Source organism: Wandonia haliotis, from assembly GCF_039523435.1.
Lineage (GTDB): Bacteria > Bacteroidota > Bacteroidia > Flavobacteriales_D > Crocinitomicaceae > Wandonia > Wandonia haliotis.
This window is the reverse complement of the sequence record NZ_BAAAFH010000022.1, coordinates 163,376-180,046: the sequence shown is the minus strand read 5'-3', so window position 1 is coordinate 180,046 and position 16,671 is coordinate 163,376. Positions and strand designations below refer to the sequence as shown.

General features: G+C 40.0%; 13 protein-coding genes. 7 read left to right on the top strand and 6 right to left on the bottom strand.

The window, feature by feature from the left end; genetic code table 11:
• The first annotated feature begins 11 nt into the window (after positions 1-11).
• The 5 genes from ABDZ97_RS13480 to ABDZ97_RS13460 all read left to right on the top strand — a co-directional run bounded on the left by ABDZ97_RS13480 (position 12) and on the right by ABDZ97_RS13460 (position 6,247).
• The gene (locus ABDZ97_RS13480; RefSeq protein ID WP_343788625.1) at positions 12-2,135 is read left to right on the top strand and encodes a S9 family peptidase; all 2,124 of its coding nucleotides are present in this window, start codon (positions 12-14) and stop codon (positions 2,133-2,135) included.
• On the top strand, positions 2,136-2,810 hold the full coding sequence (locus ABDZ97_RS13475; RefSeq protein WP_343788622.1) for a hypothetical protein: 675 nt from the start codon (positions 2,136-2,138) through the stop codon (positions 2,808-2,810).
• A gap of 107 nt (positions 2,811-2,917) precedes the next feature.
• On the top strand, positions 2,918-5,017 hold the full coding sequence (locus tag ABDZ97_RS13470; RefSeq protein ID WP_343788619.1) for an alpha-ketoacid dehydrogenase subunit alpha/beta: 2,100 nt from the start codon (positions 2,918-2,920) through the stop codon (positions 5,015-5,017).
• A 78-nt stretch (positions 5,018-5,095) separates the two neighbouring features.
• Positions 5,096-5,734, top strand: a complete 639-nt coding sequence (locus ABDZ97_RS13465) for a hypothetical protein (protein ID WP_343788616.1) — start codon at positions 5,096-5,098, stop codon at positions 5,732-5,734.
• An 18-nt stretch (positions 5,735-5,752) separates the two neighbouring features.
• The gene (locus ABDZ97_RS13460) at positions 5,753-6,247 is read left to right on the top strand and encodes a hypothetical protein (RefSeq protein ID WP_343788613.1); all 495 of its coding nucleotides are present in this window, start codon (positions 5,753-5,755) and stop codon (positions 6,245-6,247) included.
• Between the two features lie 7 nt (positions 6,248-6,254).
• Here the strand turns inward: ABDZ97_RS13460 and ABDZ97_RS13455 are convergent, their stop codons facing one another.
• Together ABDZ97_RS13455 and ABDZ97_RS13450 are read right to left on the bottom strand one after the other, a co-directional pair.
• Positions 6,255-7,319, bottom strand: coding sequence for a VOC family protein (locus tag ABDZ97_RS13455; protein ID WP_343788610.1), 1,065 nt, complete (start codon positions 7,317-7,319; stop codon positions 6,255-6,257).
• A gap of 102 nt (positions 7,320-7,421) precedes the next feature.
• Positions 7,422-9,632, bottom strand: coding sequence for a patatin-like phospholipase family protein (locus ABDZ97_RS13450; protein WP_343790993.1), 2,211 nt, complete (start codon positions 9,630-9,632; stop codon positions 7,422-7,424).
• Between the two features lie 126 nt (positions 9,633-9,758).
• Between ABDZ97_RS13450 and ABDZ97_RS13445 the strand changes: the two genes are divergently transcribed.
• Positions 9,759-10,373 carry a trimeric intracellular cation channel family protein gene (locus tag ABDZ97_RS13445; protein WP_343788607.1) on the top strand — a complete coding sequence of 205 codons (615 nt, stop codon included), beginning with the start codon at positions 9,759-9,761 and terminating at the stop codon, positions 10,371-10,373.
• Between the two features lie 8 nt (positions 10,374-10,381).
• Positions 10,382-11,542: a THUMP domain-containing class I SAM-dependent RNA methyltransferase gene (locus ABDZ97_RS13440; protein WP_343788604.1), complete on the top strand. Its 1,161-nt coding sequence runs from the start codon at positions 10,382-10,384 to the stop codon at positions 11,540-11,542.
• Here the strand turns inward: ABDZ97_RS13440 and ABDZ97_RS13435 are convergent, their stop codons facing one another.
• From ABDZ97_RS13435 to ABDZ97_RS13420, 4 genes are read right to left on the bottom strand one after another with little or no spacing between them, the layout of a single operon-like run.
• Positions 11,543-12,496, bottom strand: a complete 954-nt coding sequence (locus tag ABDZ97_RS13435; RefSeq protein ID WP_343788601.1) for an AAA family ATPase — start codon at positions 12,494-12,496, stop codon at positions 11,543-11,545.
• Positions 12,497-12,519: 23 nt separating this feature from the next.
• Complete coding sequence (locus ABDZ97_RS13430) at positions 12,520-13,896, bottom strand: peptidylprolyl isomerase (protein ID WP_343788598.1); 1,377 nt, start codon at positions 13,894-13,896, stop codon at positions 12,520-12,522.
• The gene (locus ABDZ97_RS13425) at positions 13,853-14,719 is read right to left on the bottom strand and encodes a hypothetical protein (RefSeq protein ID WP_343788595.1); all 867 of its coding nucleotides are present in this window, start codon (positions 14,717-14,719) and stop codon (positions 13,853-13,855) included. The genes ABDZ97_RS13430 and ABDZ97_RS13425 overlap by 44 nt, the downstream gene beginning before the upstream one ends.
• A complete protein-coding gene (locus tag ABDZ97_RS13420; protein WP_343788592.1) occupies positions 14,706-16,664 on the bottom strand; it encodes a peptidylprolyl isomerase in 1,959 nt (652 codons plus the stop codon). The genes ABDZ97_RS13425 and ABDZ97_RS13420 overlap by 14 nt, the downstream gene beginning before the upstream one ends.
• Positions 16,665-16,671: the final 7 nt, after the last annotated feature.

Sequence of the window (16,671 nt, the reverse complement as noted above, 5' to 3'; positions counted from 1 at the left end):
ATAAAAATAAAATGAAAGCGATATTTTTTCTCATTCTTACGTTGGTGACTCTTCCTGTTTTATTTGCTCAAAAGGAGCTTACACTTGAAGATGCTGTGATGAATCAGTACAGGGGGTATTATCCGGAGCATGTTTTCGGATTTAATTGGTTGCCGGAGTCTTCAGATTATGCTTACCTGGATGGCTATGTGAATATGGTAATTGTTTCCGGGAAAGGAAAAACAGAACGCATTTCAATCAAAGAAGTGAGTAAAGTAACCGGAGAAGATATTATGTGGTTTTCGGGGTTGCAATGGAAAGATGCTTCATCGTTTTATATCGCGGACAACAATAAGTACTTTTTGTACAATTATAAAACAGGAGAAGGGGAAAAAACGCTGGAATTTGATGCGCTTGCAGAAAATGGCGAGTTAGAGATTGTGACGGGAGCAGTTGCATATACGATTGACAATAACCTGTATGTTGCTACACCTTCCGGAAAGCAGATTCCTGTTACTGCCAATGAAGATAAAAATATCGTTTCCGGGCAGGCGATAGCCCGAAGTGAGTTTGGAATTACAGATGGAATTTTCTGGTCCCCTAAGGGAAATTATCTGGCTTTTTATCAGAAGGATGAGACAAATGTAGCTGAGTATCCGATGTTGGATATTACAAAAACTCCGGGGGAAACGAGTTTTATTAAGTATCCAATGACAGGTCAGAAAAGTGAACATGGGCGCGTTGGGGTATATAATATGACAACAGGAAAGACAATTTACATCGAACCCAAGGGAGCCAAAGAGGATTATCTCACGAATCTTTCCTGGACACCTGATGAAAAACATGTGTTGATCGCAGAAGTTAACAGAGGTCAAAATCACATGCAATTGCAAATGTATAATGCTGAATCGGGAGCGTTTGTTAAAACGATACTTGAAGAAAAACATGATAAGTGGGTAGAGCCGGAACATCCAGCTTTTTTCTTTAATCAGTCAGCTGATGAATTTGTTTGGATGAGTGAAAAGGACGGTTTTATGAACTTGTACTTATGTTCGGTAGAAAAAGGCTTTGTCAGACAACTGACACATAATACATGGGAAGCTTTAGGGATTTTAGGAACAAATGCAAAAGGAACAGAAGTTTATTTTGAAGGGACAGGAGAAAGTCCGTTGGAAATGCGTGCTTTTGCTGTTCAGGTAAGCAGTGGAAAACAAACTGAATTAACTCCCGGAGAAGGAACACATAGTGTAACTGTTAGTTATGACGGAGCACATGTTTTTGATCAGTATTCGTCAACTACTATCCCTAACATAGCTCGCATTTTGAACCGTAAAGGGAAAACCGTGAAAACGTTGGTTGAGGCGGAAAATAAAATGAAAGATTTGGTGTTAGGGCAGGCTGAAATAAGTACACTTAAAGCAAAAGACGGAACAGAATTATATACAAGATTGATAAAACCATCGGATTTTGATCCGAATAAAAAATATCCGGTACTTGTTTATGTCTACGGAGGTCCTCACGCGCAATTAATTACTAATTCCTGGTTCGGTGGAGCAAGTCTTTGGATGTACTGGATGGCAGAGCAGGGGTATCTTGTTTATACGCTGGATAACAGAGGGTCTGCGCACCGGGGATTTGCATTTGAAAATGTAATCCACCGCCAGTTAGGAACAATCGAAATTGAAGATCAGTTGACAGGTGTTGCGTATCTGAAAAGCTTGCCATTCGTAGATGGAAACAGAATGGCCGTTCATGGATGGAGTTTCGGAGGATTTATGACTTCGTCTCTCATGTTGCGGGAGCCAGGAGTGTTTACGACAGGTGTGGCAGGTGGCCCGGTAACGGATTGGAAATACTATGAGGTAATGTATGGTGAACGTTATATGGATCGTCCTGATGAGAATGAAGCAGGATATGAAGCTGCCAGTCTGTTGAATAAAACAGAAAACCTGGAAGGGAAGTTATTGCTAATCCATGGTTCGATTGATGATGTAGTGGTGATGCAACACAGTCATTCGTTGATCAAATCATTTATTGATAAAGGAAAGCAAGTTGACTTTTTTGTGTATCCTATGCATGAGCACAACGTACGAGGAAAAGACAGGGTACACCTTATGCAAAAGGTGCTTACCTATATTCTCGAAAACAATAAATAATTGCTGAAGACCTTTATTATAGCAGTATTTTCAGGAATCGTAATCCTACCTGCTGTTTATGCGCAAACAGAAGAGGATAGTTTAGCTTTGTTTCTTCCGCAGAAGGTGTATGCGGGAGAATTTTATATTAGGGCGGGCTACATGGATGCAGTTCGTTCCAATTCCTCATATACTTCTCGTTTTTTGATGATAGGAGGAGGAGTTGAGATGATTCCTGGTGAAGGAAAATGGGGGATAGGAGCTGCTGCTGCTTTTGGTTATAAACACAAAAGCAGAAAGCTGTTTAAAAATTTATTTCTCCCTCATGTTCAGGTGTATACCGTGAGGCGAGTGTGGGCGGAAAAAGAGATGTCTTTTCTTGTCGGAGGAGGAGTGAGTTGGTTGACTAATGTATATTCCGATTGGATGGAGTACAGTTCAAGCTATGGACAGTATTATCAGGAATCGGGTTACCAAAATTATGTATCGGTGCTGATTAAATCACTTTTCAGATACAAAATAGGATTAGGAAAACGAAAAAAAGCGGCACTTCGGTTAGGTCTCTTTCTGGACTTGGATGTTCCCGTAATAGCATATTCAGATAGGGGAGAGATGGACAGAAATTTACTGCCATACGCGAATTGGGCACACCGGTTTGGTATCCGAAGTGGCGTTCGTGTTGGTATCGGTAAATAGTAGGCGAATTGAGATTCTCACCTCAATTACAAAATCGGTTAAATCCCTGTAAATGCTTCTGAACTGGAATTTTATTTCGTATCTTCGAGCCGCAAAATATTGAGATTATGGCGGAGGCGTTGAAGGAACAACAAAAGACCGGAAAAACACCGAAAACAGATAAGAGTATTATTAAGAAAGCATTCACTTTGATGGCTACGGCCAAGACATTAGCTGAAAAGTATGAAGCGAATGCAAAAGTGACGGCAAAGTATGTGCATGCAACATCGCGGGGACATGAGGCCATTCAACTAGCAACAGGTATGCAGTTGCTTCCTCAGGATTGGGTTTCTCCGTATTACCGGGATGACAGTATTCTTTTAGGAATTGGAGTAACTCCCTACGAGTTAATGTTGCAGGTGTTTGCAAAAAAAGATGACATCTTTAGTGGAGGTAGAACGTACTATTCTCACCCTTCACTGGATCGCGATACAATGCCGAAAATCCCACATCAGTCTTCAGCGACCGGAATGCAGGCTATTCCTACGACCGGGGTGGCCATGGGGATTCAATATAAAGAAAAACAAGGGTTATCGGAAGACTACCAAGGAAATAATCCGGTAGTCGTTTGTTCATTGGGAGACGCTTCCTGTACAGAAGGAGAAGTCTCAGAGGCATTCCAAATGGCGGCCTTGAAGCAGTTTCCGATAATTTATCTTGTTCAGGATAATGAGTGGGATATTTCTGCCAATTCGAAAGAAACCAGAGCGCAGGATATTTCACATTATGCAAAAGGATTTAATGGTATTGAAGTCCGAACAATCGATGGAAGTGATTTTGAAGAGTCATATCAGACGATGGAAGAGGTTATTTCCATTGTGCGTAAAGAACGGCGTCCGTTTATTGTTCATGCTAAGGTTCCTTTGTTGGGACACCATACTTCCGGCGTACGAAAAGAATGGTACCGGGATGATCTGGATGAACATGCAACGCGGGATCCGTACCCAAAGATGAAAGAATTGATGGTACAGGCTGGTTTTGATCAGGCTGATATTATTAACCTTGAGGCAGAAGTTCGTTCGCTGGTGGATGATGAATATGAAAAGGCATTCAATGCACCGGAACCGGAGCCATCTTCTGTTACGGATCATATTTTTGCACCAACACCTATTACTGAAGAAAGAGGGACTCGTCAGCCTGAAGGGAAAAAGCCAACTGTGATGGTCGATAGTGCACTTTTTGCTGTTCGTGAAATCCTTGGAAAGCATCCGGAAGCGTTGTTGTATGGACAAGACGTTGGTGGTCGTTTAGGAGGTGTTTTTCGTGAAGCAGCAACTCTTGCACAGCAGTTTGGAGATGATCGGGTATTCAATACTCCGATTCAGGAAGCATTTATTATCGGTTCAACCGTCGGAATGGCCTGTACAGGATTAAAGCCGATTGTCGAAGTCCAATTTGCCGATTATATCTGGCCGGGATTAAATCAGTTGTTTACTGAGCTGAGTCGTTCGTATTACCTGTCAAATGGTAAATGGCCTGCTTCCGCTGTGATTCGCGTTCCTATTGGAGCGTACGGATCAGGGGGACCTTACCACTCTTCGAGTGTAGAGTCTGTAGTGACAAATATCAGAGGAGTTAAAGTAGCTTATCCATCGACAGGAGCAGATTTGAAAGGATTGTTGAAGTCTGCGTTTTATGATCCGAATCCTGTGGTTATTTTTGAACACAAGGGATTGTACTGGAGTAAGATTCCGGGAACGGAAGGAGCCGTGACAGTAGAGCCGGATGAAGATTATGTGATTCCTTTCGGAAAAGCACGTATTGTACAGGAAGCAACTGAGGAAAACATACAGCAGGGTAAGTCTTGTGTGATTATTACTTATGGAATGGGTGTTTACTGGGCTTTGAAAGCTGCAAAAAACTATCCTGGACAAGTTGAAATCGTTGACTTACGGACATTAAATCCAATTGATACGGATGCAATGTATGCGGCTACTAAAAAGCATGGGAAATGTATGCTGGTTACTGAAGAATCCAAAGAAGCCAGCTTTACCTTAGGGCTTGCCGGAAGAATTCAGGAAAATTGTTTCGAAGCATTGGATGCTCCGGTTAAAATAGTGGGATCTGTTGATACTCCTGCTATTCCACTTAATTCGATTCTGGAAGCAGAATTGTTGCCAAATGCAGAAAAAGTAGAAAGTGTCCTGGAAGAACTTTTGGGATATTAAATAAGTTAATAAAAAGATTGTTATAAGGGTAGGCAGGATGAAGCTTACCCTTTTTTTATCTCTATAAAGCGATGCTGAATGATGCAGAATAGATGTAAAATAGTATATGTTTTATCTGCTGTTTTATTTTTCCTGAGTTCATGTAGGGGCAGTAAAGAGGATAAGTGGTCTATGGATGAAGACGCACTGGAAATTGAGGTCATCAATCAGACTGTATCTATTTTTACTCCGAGAGAAGGAGAAGTTATCATACCTGAGATACCTGCAGATATAAGTAACGAGCAGGCTGATTCAATTTTAAAATCGTATGTTCAACAAAAAAGAGCAGCTATAGATTCTTCCGGATGGTTATTGTTTTTGTACGATTCATTGTATTGTCCGGGTGATAGCTACTTGTATCTTATAGAGGCAGAACTTGGTTTGGATTTGAGTTCTTTTTATTGCTGCCATTCAAAAAAACTAGCTGTAGAGCGAGTAATGGATTATGACAGTATTTCTGTTTTATCTGATAGGAAAAAGAATACGGATACTATCAGAACAATAGGAACCGTTGCCTATTCAAGAATGTTTTTTAGTAGTGATTATAAAACTGTTTATTTCTTTTATACGTTTCATCCGGAGTGGCGTTTTTGTACACATCAGGGAATTAGTTACTTTGTGTCAATGAAAAAAATAGGCGGAGTTTGGGTGTTACGTAATGTGTGTGCTGTGTTTTGAATGAAAGAGACCTGAAAAATGCAAATCGGAAATTTTGTAAGGAAATATAAATTTAGGATTGATCGATTTACTCTGACTGAGATTGGTTTACTACTATTCTTATACGGCAGTTCTTTAGCGATTGGAAACTGGTTTGATACGAATAAGATAGTTTTTGTTTATATAATTGCTTATATACTACCTGTTTCAACATTTGGGAATAACTTGTCCAATCTTCCTTTTCTTATAGCATGGATTTTAGGTATCCTAGGAGTAGGGGCCAAATTCGATTGGTTTTTTTCGAAAGGATTGTTCTTCACGGTAGTATTGTACTTGGTTTTTAAAATACGATTTGTAAGCAAGTATCAAAAAGACCTTGTACTGGGATCTTCTTCTGGATTTCGGTTTTCAAACAACTGGTATTCGAGTGTTTCAAAATCAGATAGTTCACTTGGTGATACACGGGATATGAATCACCAAATGATAATGATTGGTATTGCTATATTTTCTCTTTTGATGGGATTTGTGATATAAAACCGGTCTATTTCACCCGGTTCATTCCCATTGCAGAAAGCATCCAGTTTGGAAGTCGTTTTCCGGGCTTTTTATTTTTCAGATTTATATACCAACCCAGCTTTTTCATTACCGGAACTTTGTGTGTCTCAACAAATTCTATCCAGGTTCCATCAGGATCTTCTATGTACGAGAAACGACCGCCGGCTTCTCCCATATCAAATGTTTTTCCGCTGTCCACAGTGAAAGGAAATCCTTTTTCTTCACATTCTTTCTGCAAAGTATCCATGCCCTGAACATCAAAACACAAGTGGATGAATCCCCAATCCCCCCAGAATCGGTTTTCAAATATCTTTCGACAATCTGTACGATCTGTACTTTGAACAAGTTCTATCTGAGTCGGACCTAATAACTTTGAGAAAGGTCCCATGCGCTCGTCTTTGTGCTTCAAAAGTACTCTTCGGAAATTCCCTTTTCCCGCCGGAAGATCAGAGAAACAATCCGAAACACCGGTATAATCATATACTACGGTTTCATACCCCAGTATATCACGATACAAAGGAAGTGCTTTCTCAATATCACTAACGCCTATCAACGCACCTGCCACACCACCTGTTCGTGCCGGGTGATTCGTTTCTTTGAACCAACCGGAGCCTTCTACGACATTAAACAGATTCCCATTCGGATCTTTTACGAAGAAGTTGAATGATCCGTCCGGTGCTTTTTGTGGTTCTCCAAGTACCTCTGCACCATTACTTTTCATATAGACATAACTTGCCTGAACATCACGGGATTTTATACGACAGGCATATAAACCGTAATCACCTAACTGAATCTCAAAGTCTGCTTTCTCGGTAGGGCGGCTGGTAAACTGCCAGATCTCAAAACCTCCTCCACTTTGCATACTTAAAGCAAGTGTAGCAGTTCGGCTATGTACTGTTCCGCCGGTATAACGAGTCATCAACGGAGCTTCAGCCGCTTCTTCGAAAATACGTACATCAACACCAAAAAACTTTCGATACCATTTCCATATTTCCTGAACGTTGGGAACACCAATCCCCATTTGCTGAATTCCACAGATGATTTTTTCCATAGCTCCTAATAATTTGCCCCAAAAATAGTAAAGATTGTTCCATGATTGCAGAATTAGGGGATATAAGTGAAAAAATCGAAGAGGGATTAGTTTTTATTCAACTTATCGTATGGCGCGTTCATTGAAGAGAACATAGCCGAAACTAATCTGAAAAGAGATCGGTTTGTTTTGATAAGGGAAGTAATTAAGTGTTCCACGAATCGGTCCCAAAGGGCTGAAATAAATAATCGAAGCAGATCCCAGGAATCGGGGAGGACCAACATCCCTATCGTATCCGAATGAACCGTCCGGATTTCGCTCAATTTCTACAAAAGGCTGAAAACCATAAGCATCAATTCGAAGGTCAATTCTGTTTTTAAACGTAAAAACCTGATTAATACCAAAACCGATGTATTGCGGAGATCTGTATTCCGGCAAAAAATAAGTCCTTGAATCCGGTGTAGGAGCAAATGCGGTGGTACTTAGTATTGATGCTGTATAGTTTTTAAACAGGGACTGACTATTGAAAACACCAACCAGATGCCCTCCGGTATGGCTGATCTTTGTGTTGAGAAAAAAATAGTTGGCTTCAGCCTGTACGTTAATCCAATTGTGATCCTTTACAATATCATATTTGTCATTTCCTGTTGAACCGGATACACTGTGTTCCCGCCCTGAAACATAATTTACCAAAAGCTTGAATGCATGCCCCTCTGATGCAAACTGTTTTCTGTTGAGCGTATTTTTTTCTAAACTCCATCGTAAAGAAACACCATCAAAATAGGTGTGATCTGCGGTGTCGGACAAGCCAAAGTCCTCACTTTGGTAATAACTATCATCCAGATAAAAGAGTCGGAAGTCTCCTCCTGTTTTGGTAGTATTGGTTAACGGAACAGAGAATTTACTTCCGAAATACAGTTCGTTTTGAATCAGGAAGGAAGGTTTGACGGGTTCGAAAAATGTGGCAAAACTTCTAAAATAATCCCATCTGTTCATGACAAAATACGGCTGAATAGTTACAGGAAGGACTGATGGAACATGAAAGTCAATATTTGCTTTTACTGAACCGTAAAACTTCCCGAAATAGGATTCCAGATTTACCCGAAAGGCGGCCTTTCCCATAGAGTAGTAAGAAAATCCTATGTAACCTGTGTTGACAGGGCGTGACGAAAAATGACCACCTACAGCAAGCTTGAAGTCTTTGGATTTGTTGACTTTCAAATGTAATCCGTACGTACTGTCTGATGTTTTATCAATCGTTGGAAACAGGTAGCTGATCTGAGGAGTTTCAATCAGTCTGAAATATTGTTTTTTCAATTTGTGTTCATCCAGAAAACCACGTTTTAATTTTCCGGATATAGTGGATTCCGCAAAAGAGGATGTTTTTCCTCCTTTGTCTTGTGCATGTACCTGGTCAATTTGTAAGGGAATTATTTTACTTCTGAATTGCTTTCTTTTTTCTTTCAATTCTTCGGGAGAGGTTCGCCTGTGTATTTGCTGTTTGATTGAGTCCATTAAAAGAATAGCGGATTCATAACCTCCGTTAATTGCTTCTCGTGCTTTGTCAAAATCAAATGTAGAAACATCAATGTTCGGTTCTATCATGACCCCTGTTTCACAGGGAAGATCAAAGGTCGTTTTACTCACCAACATATTTTTCAGATGAGAGAATACGTCATCTTCAGTAGGAGGAGGTTCATTGGAAGAAACATTACTCCCTATGATGAAATCCGGATCAAATTCATGGTACATAACATCTGCCGGGAAGTTGTTATACAGTCCCCCGTCAAATAATAATCGCCCGTTTACACGAATTGGATTCATGTAAAATGGAAAAGTCATGGAGGCTCTTACTGCTTTATTGAGTGCTCCTCCAGAAAAAATAACCGATTTTTTGTCAGCAATATCCGAAGCCACGCACCGAAATGGAATGAACAGACTATCAAAATTTTCTCCTGTCGATGCAGATGTGACACCCAGACTGATCAGCATTTCAAAATCCATTAAAGCGGGTTTTATGAAGCTGGTCGGAAGACTTTTTGATAGAATACTGTCTTTACTGAAAGGTATGTTAAGCATGGAGGCGTTTATTTCCTCCTGACGTAAGCTGAATTTATGCTCCGGTTCAATCTCCCCTTTTGTCATGAGCTGAAAAAGATCACTCAGAACAATCGCTTCGATTTCACTGGCTGAATACCCACAGGCATAGTAGGCACCAACTAAAGCACCTGCCGAAGTTCCGGTTATATAATCAACAGGGATATTGTGTTCTTCCAGTGCTTTTAACACACCTATATGAGCCAGTCCACTTGCTCCCCCGCCGCTAAAAACCAGCCCTACACGCTGAGCACGGGCTGAAAATGCGAAAAGAATGCATAGAAATAGGCCAAATATAAAACGGTATGATACCTTTGTGTTCAGAGTTTTATTTCAAAGTTATAATTTTTGACTGAATAAGTTGTGATAATTGATCTGATCAACCATGTAGGAATCTTTTTCTTTGCAATTAGTGGGCTACTGACTGCAGCAGATAAAGACATGGATTTGCTCGGAGGAATATTTATTGCATTTATGACTTCCATTGGCGGAGGAACAATTCGTGATGTATTGTTATCTGTTGAAGTGGAATGGTTGAAATCGTTGAGTTATATCTCTGTTGTTTTTGCCGGGGCAATTGTCGGAATTATTTTTCGTGAACGCATCAAGGAAATGCGAAGGACGTTTTTCATTTTTGATACGATCGGACTTGGGTTGTTTGCGGTTTATGGAATTGAAAAAAGTCTTGGACTGGAACAATATCCGGTTGTGGCTATATTCCTTGGAGTAATTACGGCTACTTTTGGTGGGGTTCTGCGTGATGTGCTTTGTAATGAGATTCCGTTGGTGTTTCGAAAGGAAATTTACGCAACAGCAGTCATTGTAGGAGGTGTTTTTTATATGATTATTAGTGTTTTGGGGTGGTTTTCAACCGAGTTTAATGCAATTGTATCTGCCCTGATAATAATGATTATTCGTGTTTTGGCGGTCTGGAAAAAATGGCAGATGCCGCAGATAAGAGAAATTAGTAAATGGTGAGAAAGGTCATGAGTGAAGAAAAATTGAAGATTACGATTAAGACATTATATGGTTTCGAAAAAGCAGTGCAACAAGAGTTGCAGGAACTGGGGTACCATGACCCGGAAATCCTGAATCGGGCAGTACGAATTACAGGAGCCTGGCGAGATGTCTATTATCTGAATCTGTATCTCAGAACCGGACTTGTCGTGTTGGTGGAACTGGCAGCTTTTTCTTTTAAGGATAAGGATGATTTGTACGCACAGGCAAAAAAGATTAATTGGGTTTCCCTGTTTGATAAGGGAAAAACCTTTGCTATTAAAGGAGCAATTTTCAGTGATGTGTTTACGAATACACAATTTCCTCAACTTCTGATTAAGGATGCGATTGTTGATCAGTTCAGGGAACAAACAGGAGACAGACCTAATATTGACGCTAAGAACCCACAGGTAAGTATTGATGTCTATATATCAGGAAAGAATTGTGTACTTTCTTTAAATACAACCGGAGCTCCCTTGTACAAGCGGGGATATCGTACCGAAACAGGACCAGCTCCGCTTAACGAAGTTGCTGCTGCCGGTTTATTGTATTTATCAGGGTGGGATCGTAAGTCTACTTTTATTGACCCGATGTGCGGATCAGGAACCCTTGTTATTGAGGCCGCATTATTGGCTGCGGGGATACCGGCTAATATCGAAAGAAGGCATTACGCATTCAAAAATCTCCTGAATTTTGATCGGGAGCTGTGGGAGGGGATTTACGAAGCCGCACCTAAAAAGCCGGTGAAATTAGATTTTTCGATTATAGCTTCAGATATTGATCAGATTGTTGTCACCAAGGCAAAACGTAATATTCGGGCCCTTCCCGTTTCGAGGTGTGTGCAGTTTGTAATGGGAGATTTTGAGGATTTGAAAATTCCTGAGGGGAATGGAGTCTTAATTACAAACCCACCTTACGGAGAACGCATGGGAGAGGAGATAGAAGCACTATATGCTCGTTTAGGAGACTGGTTTAAGCATGAATTGGCAGGTTACGAATGCTGGGTTATTTCCTCCAATGAAGATGCTTTGAAATCGGTCGCTTTAAAACCTTCCCGAAAGATGAAGATATTCAATGGTAGTCTTGAGTGTAGTTTCAGAAACTACTCAATCTACGAAGGATCAAAAAAGAAAATACAACAGGAAGAGTAATTATAAAAGCTCACCGATAATTTTTTCGACCGTATATCCTTCGGCTTCCGCCCGGTAATTCCGTACAATTCTATGTCGTAGGATAGGGAGAGCTACAGCTTTTACATCTTCGATATCCGGAGAGTATTTACCATTCAGAGCGGCATGGCATTTCGCTCCTATGATGAGGTTTTGAGATGCTCTTGGACCTGCTCCCCATGAAATATATTGTTTGGTTAATTCAGGAGCAGACGAATCGTCTTTTCGTGTTCTGGCAACCAGTTTCACAGCATATTCCACTACATTATCTGAAACAGGAAGTTGTCGTATACTGTTTTGAAAATGTAGTATTTCTTCAGCCGTTAACTGGGGTGAGATGTTTGTTTCCTGATTGGTCGTTGTTGCTTTTACAATAGCGACCTCTTCTTCAAAAGAAGGGTAATCAACCCAAATGTTAAACATGAAACGATCCAATTGTGCTTCAGGCAGGGGATAAGTTCCTTCCTGTTCAATTGGATTTTGAGTAGCCAGAACAAAAAATGGTTGTGGTAGTTTATGAGTAACACCTGCAGCTGTAACCGATTTCTCCTGCATGGCTTCAAGTAGTGCAGCCTGAGTTTTAGGAGGTGTCCTATTAATCTCATCAGCGAGGACGATATTGTGAAAAATAGGTCCTTTTATAAATTTGAACTGACGGTTTTCATCAAGTATTTCAGACCCGATAATGTCAGAAGGCATCAGATCAGGCGTAAACTGAATCCGGTTGCCGGAAAGCCCGAGAGATTGGGATATTGTATTGACAAGAAGTGTTTTTGCCAGTCCGGGAACACCAACCAAAAGACAATGTCCTTTGGAGAAAATCGAAATAAGAACCTGGTCAACTACTTCATCCTGTCCGACAATAACTTTATGAATCTCTTGTTTTAAACGGTTGTACTTTTGTACGAGTTCGTCAATTGCTTTTGTTTCCGACATGTTTCGATTAATTTGACCCTAAATTAATTAATATTTTTGAACCAGTTATAGCGGAAATCACACGCATTGTATTTCTCGTCAATTCGAATGTAGGCATTGTTGATTTTATCGTCTGTCCATTCTTTAATGATCTTTTGACGCTTCTCATTCAGTGCTGCATTTTGAATCAACTGATAATCGTCTTTCAGGTTAGCTTTGTGAGGAGTTGTACGCTCAGACAATCTGACAATCCGAACCCCTTGTTTGCGTTCCATCATGTTGTCATATACAGAAGGTCGGGTAATTTCGCCTACCTCAAGAGAATTGACAAGGATGAAAATTTGTTGATCAATCTGGTTAAGGTCTTCCATGTCCCAAAGCGTTTCTCCGGAATAAGGATTGCTTAATAAACCTTTATTCTGATTGGTCGAATTATCGTTTGAATATTTTAAAACAGCATCTTCCCAGGTGATTTCATTCTTTTTAAGCTCTGCATGGCATTTTTCAATCTTTTCACTGGCGATGATAAAAGCTTCTTCCGAAACTTCGGGAACCATTAGAATATGACGACAAACATAGTCATCGCCTTTTCGTTCGATTAATTCCATAACGTGGAATCCATATTCCGTTTCAAATACAGGGGAAATTTCTCCGGGTTTCAGACTGAAAGCAGTTGCTTCAAACTCTTTTACCATTTGTCCTCTGCTCGCTTTTATTTCCCCTCCTTTACTTCGTGATCCGGGATCCTGAGAGTAAACGCCTGCCATTGCACGGAAGGTTTTGTCTCCGGAAATAATCTGTTCCCTGATCGTATTTAGTTGGTCATACGTTTTTTGTTTGTCAGCTTCTGTAATTTCAGGGTAAATAACGATTTGCTGTAATCCCAGTTTCGAATTAATATACGGGAGAGAATCTTCGGGAAGCGAGTGAAAGAAATCTCGAACTTCTTTCGGACTGATTACTACTTCAGCAGTAATTTGACGTTCCATTTCCTGACCTATCAGTCGTTTTCGGATCGCAGGTCGGAATTCCTTTTTTATTTGTGAAACGGTTTTTCCGTAGAATTTTTCCAACTCTTCTCTTCCTCCGATCTGTCCTTCGATAACTCGCAGACGCTGTTCCATCTCTGCGTCAACCTGTTCGTCGGTAACAGTCACACTATCCAGATCAGCCTGATTAAGCAGTAGGTTTTGGTAGAGAAGTTCTTCCAGAATTGTACATTCTAACTCGTCAGTAACTTCAATGTTTTCCTGCATAGCCTGAATCTTTTGCGATTGCAGGTCTGAAAGTAGGATCACATTGGTTCCTACTTTGGCAACAACTTTGTCAATCAGTTGTGAGTCCGGTTGAGCAAAAGCTGAAAATGCCGATAACAGGCTAACGATTAAAATAGTGTATTTCATATTTGTTAATTGCTTCATCAATAAATTGTTTGTCGAGAGATTCCCGCATTTGTGTTATACGCCGGGTAAGAATACGCTGACGTATGTGATCACGCTCCAATGAAAAAGGGGAAGGTGTATTTTTCAATCGGTAATCCAGTATGTTTAAATAATAAAGAAAACCATTCTCTTCAAAACTTGTTTTTGTTCGGTTAAGAATGAACTTTTCTTTATCAATGCCTTCGAGGGGAATTTCTTTTAGAATATCGTCGAAATAAATCCACTTCTGTGTGTTATAGAAGAAGTTGGCAGCATATTTATTGGCGTATTCTGTCAGTTGTACCGTGTCTTTGGGTTGTTTTAATAAATACCAACGGTTTACTTTTTCCAATTCAGGTGCATTGTATGGAATTTTCAGGTAGAGCACTTTTACAATAAAGTCGCTCAGTTCAAAATCCTTTTTATTTTCTTCATAAAATGCAAGCATTTCGTCTTCTGTGATCAATGTGTCCAGATTCTTTTCTATCCACAGGTTTTCCAGTTCATAACGAACTAAAGAGGCTTTATATTCTTTTAATTTGAAATTAATTTCATGTTGTTTGTCAGCTGGTAAACTATCAAATTGATTCAGAATTACAGCTTTTCGAAGCCACTGGTCAATTATAACTTCTTCACCTACCTCTTGATTTGAGTGTGTTTCTGATAAATACTCCAGTTCTGATTCCCGGAGGTCTTCGTTTCCTAATTGAACGACCTTAGGATCATTGTCTGAATCGCAGGAAGACAGGAGACAAATGAAATATAAAAGGCTGCCACGTAGGGCAGCCTTTGTGAGAAATACTATGTTTTTACTTCTTGTCAAGGCTGTATAAAACTTCAGTTTTAACTTCTATCGGATATTTGGCAGACAGTTCGTTTAACCATTGTTCTTCCAAATGTTGCTGATAAGCAGCGGTGACAGCCCCTTTTGTTTCTGTCAGTTCCTTTGGCTGAGAGGGGATGAACTCTTTCACTTTAACGATATAGTATTTGTTATCGTACTGAAATGTTTCATTTACTCCTTTTTTGAATTCTTTTCCTTCAAGGAAAGGTGTGTTTTGAACTTCAAATTTCTGGGTTTTAACTTTTACGTTAAGGGCAGAGTTTTCGTTAATTTTAGCCATGATCTCCATCGGAGTGATGGTATCATTTTTCAGTAAAGCAGCCGTTTTTGCAGCGATGTCCTTCGTATCACACTCATAAACTTCTGCATCGATACGATCTCCCCAAATAAACTGGTTACGATTTTCCTCAAAGAATGCTTTCAGTCCGGATGTATCGCGGATTGCTTTATTCCAAACTTTATCGTTCATGATTTCATAGAGCAATACTCCGTCATTGTACTCATTCATTAATGCACGGAATTCAGGATATTTACTGTCAAGTTGAGCCTCTTCATATGCAAGTAGCTGTTCTTTAACATATGTTTTGTACGCATCATTTACCAATACATTCAAGTCTCCTTTACTTCCTTTTGCGTTAAGACTCTCCAGGTACTCTACAAAGTCTTTTCGGTGGAAAGTAATTTTGTTGAACGAGAAAAGCACCGGGTTTTCTTTTGTATCGGGAGCTTTCCATTTGCCTTCGTAATAACTGGAGTCAATGTTATTGTAAAACCATGCCAGTTCTTTGCTGCTTTTGTCTTTGAACTTGTATTGCTTTTTCAACTTTTCAATAAAAGAAGCCTGCGTTTTCAGTGATCTTTCATCACGGTTAACTTTTTGTTGAATTTCACTTCTCAATTGGTCAAATGACTCCAGAGGGGTAAGACTGTTTCTTTTTACAATATGCCAACCATAATCTGTGCGGAACGGTTGAGAGTAATCACCATCGTTTTTCAAGACAAATGCTGCGTCTTCAAATTCAGGTACCATTCTCTGACGGCTTCCGGTTCCAAATTCGGGAAGTAACCCTCCTTTTGACTTGGAGGTTTGATCTTCGGAATACTTGCGTGCAAGATCTTCAAAGTTTTCACCTTTCTGAAGCCGTTCGTAGATTTCATGTATGCGTTCTTCTGCATTATCTTTTTGCTGATCATTAGCCGTTTTCGGAGTCATGATCATGATATGTGAAGTACTGATAAGTCCTCTGGAAGGTCTTCTATCATGAACTTTGAGAATATGATAACCGAATTTAGTTCGAACAGGCATGCTTACATCACCAACTTTTGTTGAGTAAGCGGCTTCTTCAAATGGATAGACCATTTGAAATGCGGAAAAATAACCGAGATCACCTCCATTATCACGAACAGAAGGGTCTTCCGAACCTCCTTTTGAACGTGCAACATGAGCAAAATCCTCTCCGTTTACGATCCGTTTACGGATTTCCATAATGCGGTTATACGCTTTAAGGGTGTCTTCAGGAGATGCATTTTCATCCACACGGATAAGAATGTGACTGGCGTGCACTTCTTCCTGCAAACGTCCGTAAGCTTGTTTTACCAGCTCATTGTTTTTTGTAGAATCTACAAGATAAGGGAGAGCCAGTTGCTTGCGATATCCATCCAATTCTTTGACTAGTTTGGGAATGGTATCGTACTCTAGCTTCTCGGCTTCTAAAACTTTTAGTTTAAACTTTTTAAACAACTCCATATACTCATCCAGCGCTTCTTTATCATAACGTGGATTCGGATTGTTTTTCAGGTAAATCTGAAGAAATTCACTTTTGGTCACCGGGTTTCCATCAACGGTCAAAATAACCGGATCTTTTTGTGCCAGTGAACTAAAAAGAACAGTAACTGAGAATAAACCTGCGATTAGTTTTTTCATAGTTTAT

Bases quoted from the DNA above. Each gene is read 5' to 3' on its own strand.
- ABDZ97_RS13460 (WP_343788613.1), top strand. From the start codon at position 5,753: ATGCAAATCGGAAATTTTGTAAGGAAATATAAATTTAGGATTGATCGA.
- ABDZ97_RS13440 (WP_343788604.1), top strand. From the start codon at position 10,382: ATGAGTGAAGAAAAATTGAAGATTACGATTAAGACATTATATGGTTTC.
- ABDZ97_RS13470 (WP_343788619.1), top strand. From the start codon at position 2,918: ATGGCGGAGGCGTTGAAGGAACAACAAAAGACCGGAAAAACACCGAAA.
- ABDZ97_RS13455 (WP_343788610.1), bottom strand. From the start codon at position 7,319: ATGGAAAAAATCATCTGTGGAATTCAGCAAATGGGGATTGGTGTTCCC.
- ABDZ97_RS13430 (WP_343788598.1), bottom strand. From the start codon at position 13,896: ATGAAGCAATTAACAAATATGAAATACACTATTTTAATCGTTAGCCTG.
- ABDZ97_RS13420 (WP_343788592.1), bottom strand. From the start codon at position 16,664: ATGAAAAAACTAATCGCAGGTTTATTCTCAGTTACTGTTCTTTTTAGT.
- ABDZ97_RS13465 (WP_343788616.1), top strand. From the start codon at position 5,096: ATGATGCAGAATAGATGTAAAATAGTATATGTTTTATCTGCTGTTTTA.
- ABDZ97_RS13480 (WP_343788625.1), top strand. From the start codon at position 12: ATGAAAGCGATATTTTTTCTCATTCTTACGTTGGTGACTCTTCCTGTT.
- ABDZ97_RS13435 (WP_343788601.1), bottom strand. From the start codon at position 12,496: ATGTCGGAAACAAAAGCAATTGACGAACTCGTACAAAAGTACAACCGT.